This is a genomic window from Teichococcus coralli, from assembly GCF_009829925.1.
In the GTDB taxonomy this organism is placed as follows: Bacteria; Pseudomonadota; Alphaproteobacteria; order Acetobacterales; family Acetobacteraceae; genus Pseudoroseomonas; species Pseudoroseomonas coralli.
The window spans coordinates 1-4017 of record NZ_SNVJ01000054.1 but is presented as its reverse complement, the minus strand read 5'-3'; the positions used below and the strand labels follow the sequence as shown (position 1 = coordinate 4017).

3 protein-coding genes and 1 pseudogene are annotated in these 4017 nt (G+C 70.1%); all 4 read left to right on the top strand.

The genetic code is table 11. The annotated features are described in order from the left end of the window. Positions 1–327: 327 nt before the first annotated feature. The gene (locus tag E0493_RS22860) at positions 328–1557 is read left to right on the top strand and encodes a hypothetical protein (protein WP_160939567.1); all 1230 of its coding nucleotides are present in this window, start codon (positions 328–330) and stop codon (positions 1555–1557) included. An 18-nt stretch (positions 1558–1575) separates the two neighbouring features. Next, positions 1576–3105, top strand: a complete 1530-nt coding sequence (locus E0493_RS22855) for a S8 family serine peptidase (protein WP_202397301.1) — start codon at positions 1576–1578, stop codon at positions 3103–3105. A gap of 82 nt (positions 3106–3187) precedes the next feature. After that, on the top strand, positions 3188–3406 hold the full coding sequence (locus E0493_RS22850; RefSeq protein WP_160939566.1) for a hypothetical protein: 219 nt from the start codon (positions 3188–3190) through the stop codon (positions 3404–3406). 176 nt (positions 3407–3582) lie between these two features. Next, positions 3583–4017: pseudogene (locus E0493_RS22845) on the top strand (IS481 family transposase); the annotation flags it as partial.

The following is a 4017-nucleotide window of genomic DNA, read 5'->3' as shown; positions in this document are numbered from 1 at the left end:
CAATCTGCTGCAAACTTCGCAACACAACCTGCCAGCGAGATATTCGTAGCCGTAGCCGTAGCCGTAGCCGTCGGCGCGCGCCTGCGCCGCGCGAACGCACTCTGGTAGGCTACTCCGTCGAATATTTTGTCCATGATGTAGCGGCGGACGCGCATGCTTCCCCCAGGACGCCCTGCACCTTCCGCGTACGTTGCCACAACGTTCGGGCCCCGGCAATTTTGGGGCGGTTCAAAGGGCGGCTTGCCCAGATTATAACGAAATGGCACCAATACTCCGGGGTGAGCGGTACCGGAGGGTGTGGTGCTTCCATTCTTCAGGCTTTCGTCCTTGCGCGCCGCCAAGCGGCTGGCGGCGCGTGCCGCGCCTCTCCTCTGCGTCCCGCTGCTCATCTCCTGCGGGCCGCCGGACCCCCTCAACCCCGCAGCCGAACTCTCCCGCCGGGTGAGGACGCTGGGAATCCATCCGTTCTACCCGTTCCGGGAACTGCCGAGGATCGGCGCCATCTACCTGGTGGACCGCAGCGCGCCCGAGGCGGAGTTCGCGGCGACCGACGAGTCGCGGATGCTCCTCACGGAGGAACTCGTCGGTCCCTTCGGGGAGGCCTTCCAGGCGCGCCGCGCCGCGCAGGCCGACGGGCGCTTCCCCCAGTCGCCGGACAGCCTCGTGGCGGCACTTCAGCCCGCCAGCGGCGCGTCCTTCTACCGCCAGCCGGGGGCGGCGGCTCCGGGGTCCAACCCCAGGCCGGTCCTGGACGGGAACCTTCCGATCAGCGGCTTCCCCGGCTTCAGCCTCGGCTCCGTGGACCAGTCGCTTCTCTCGGTCAACGTGCCGACCCAGTTCGCCACCTTCCTCGCCGGGCTCGGCCTGCGCTCGAGCAACTTTGTGCGGATGGAGGCGGAGGGCGTGGAGTACGCCGACCTGCCCTTCGACACGGTGCTCCGGACGATTCGGACGGCCTGCAGCGCGCCGGACTCGATCCTGGGGGAGGGCGGCTGGAGCCTGGATGCGCGGCGCCTGATCCGCATGGGCGTGTACAAGCTCGAGACGGACCGGCGGCAGCGGGCGGGCCACGAGACAACGTTGCCGGATCCGATCATCGGAATCCTGACGCGCGTCTACTACCTCCGGGGCATCCGGTTCGTGGTGGAGGAGTCGCGGTCCTCGAGCGTGATCGCACAGGCGGCGCGGGCCAGCCGGCTGCCGGCAGGGGTGACAGCGCCGAGCGTTCCCTCGATCAACATCGCTAACACGGTCGCGCCGGCGGCGGCGGGCGCGCGCGCGCCCTCGCCCGATCCCGCGCTGGCGGCGCAGCTGGACCAGCTGAACCAGGCGGTGGAGTCGCTCCGCTCCGCCATCTCGTCCAGTACCGGCGCCGGCGCGGCGCTCAGCACGGCCCGCGCGACGGCGCGCGGGCTGGAGCAGGTTACGGTCTTCGACCGGCCGCTCGCCTTTGGCTACGACGCGTACTGGACGGGCACCCTCGCCGTCACACGGGACGCGACCGGCGCCATCACCGCGACCCCTGGCCTGTCGGGCCTCTGCGCCCTGGGCGAGTGATACGAGGAGGAGACTGACATGACGCAACGTCCGACCACCCGGGGCCCGGCCGTCCGGAACCCCGCAAGACGGGGGCGCCCGGCCGCGACCGATGGCGGGCCGGAAGAGCCGGTCGGCACCATGCCGCTGCCGCCACTGCCGAATCCCGTCGGGCCACCGCCGGACACGGTGCTGTCCGTCAGCGAGCCACTTCCGCCGCGGCCCAACCCGTTCGGCCCCCGGCCGAGCGGCCCCCTGTCCAGCCTCTCGCCCTACGAGAACCATCCCCTGCACACCGGCCGCAAGCTAGTGCTGATGGCGCGCGGCGGGACGCGGGCGGCGATGGCCACGCTGAGTGGCAAGGCGGGGCTGCGGGTGCATGCGGCGGATCGCGGCGCGGTTGCAGCGGCGGCCGTTCCGGCCGGCCCCTCCTCGCTGCCCGCGGAGGAGGCACTAGTGTTCGAGGATCTGGGCATCGCCGTGGTCAACGCCTCGCCCGACCAAGCTGTCCGGCTGCAGTCGCTGGCGTTGGAGGAGGAGTCGCTCGACGGCGTAGAGTGGGAGCGCTTCGTGTTCGCGCTCGGCCCGTCGTCGCGGGACTTCCTGCTCGGCTATCGGGCCGGGGTGGACCGGCTGGTCGAGGAGATGCTGTCGGCCGAGGGGGCGGGTGCCGGGACCGGGGCGGAGGCGGCCGTGACGGCAGCGCGGTTCCAAGACGCTTCTCGCCTCACCTGGGGCATGAGGGCGACGCGCGCCGACGCGAGCCGCTACAGCGGCAAAGGGATTGCGGTGGCCGTGCTGGACACCGGGATCGACCTCTCCCACCCCGATTTCGTGGGCCGAGTCCTGGCGTCCGAGAGCTTCGTGGATGGCGAGGAGGTCCAAGACGGGCAGGGGCATGGAACGCACTGCGCCGGGGTGGTCTGCGGGCCGCGCACCCCGTCGCGCCTGCCGCGATACGGCGTGGCGCCGGACGCCCTGCTGCACGTGGGGAAGGTGCTGGGCAATGACGGGGTGGGGACGGATACGAGCATCTTGGGCGGCATCGAGTGGGCGCTCGGGAAAAAGTGCGCCATCATCTCGATGTCGCTCGGTGCGCCGGTCGCAAAGGGGGCGCCACGGTCGCCGGCCTTTGAGCAGGTGGGGCGACGTGCCCTCGATGCCGGCACGCTGATCGTTGCCGCGGCCGGCAACGACAGTCGGCGGCCCGGCCGCGTGGCGCCGGTGAGCCATCCCGCCAACTGCCGGACCTTCGTTGCCGTGGGCGCACTCGACCCGAACCTTTCGGTCGCTTGGTTCTCGAATGCCGGGCTGGATCCCGATGGCGGGCAGGTGGACATCGCCGGGCCTGGGGTGGACATCCGCTCGGCCTGGCCCTTGGCGGAGACCTACCGCCTGGAGTCCGGGACGAGCATGGCGACGCCCCATGTCGCGGGGGTCGCGGCCCTGCTCGCGGAATCGGATCCGAGCCTGCGCGGCCATGCCCTGGCCAACCGGCTCTACCAGAAGGCGCGACGCCTGCCCATATCGGCAGTGGACACCGGGACAGGGCTTGTCCAGGCTCCGTGACCGCTCGTCCGGCCGAGGGCTACGATCCGGGTGTTAGGGTTGCGTGGCCAGGGTCTGGTCTCAGGTCTCAGGAGGAGCGCGCATGCAGATGGTTCGGGTGACGATGTCCGTTCCGGACCCCGGGCAGTTCGACGAGGTGCTGCGCGCCGCGGAGGCGCACGGCCTCAAGATCGAGAAGAGCTTCCCGAGCCTTGGGGTCGCAACCGGTGCGGCCCCGACGAAGGCCGTGGAGGCGTTGCGCAGCCTGCCCGGCGTGGGCAGCATCGAGAGCGAGCGGACCTACCGGATCGCGAAGGACTAGGTTTGGTTCTACCCGGGCCAGACCGCCACTTATTTCAGGGCGGGTTTTGTGATTTGAGGCTGTCTCTTGCGACACGGAGATGGCGGTGACCGGACCTGTTCTGGCTTTCGGATGAGTGGGTGTTTAGTCCCGGGGAGTAGTGGTGCATCTTTGACCCGCGAGGGGGAGGATGTCCTATGGCAGGGGGTCTTCACGGTTCAGCCCGAACGACGCCGCGTGTTCGAGCCGAGCTCTAAGCGTCGCAAGAGGGCACCCGGCCCCTTGCCGCCCGCTACGGGCTGAACCCCAAGACGGTCGCCAAATGGCGCGGCCGGACTGGCACGGCCGATGCCCGGATGGGTCCCGCCCGGCCCCGCGGCACCGTTCTGACCGAGGCTGAGGAAGCCGTCGTCGTCGAGTTCCGGCGTTGCACCTTCCTTCCGCTGGATGATGTCCTGGGCTGCCTGCGGGAGACCATTCCTGCCCTATCCCGCAGTGCTCTCCCCCGCTGCCTCGCCCGCCACGGCATCTCTCGCCTGCCGAAGAGCGAGGAGAAGGCCTCGCAGCGGAAGCGCTTTGCCGAGACGGTTCTGTTGCATCTTTGGTTGTGTTGCGAAGTTTGCAGCAGATTG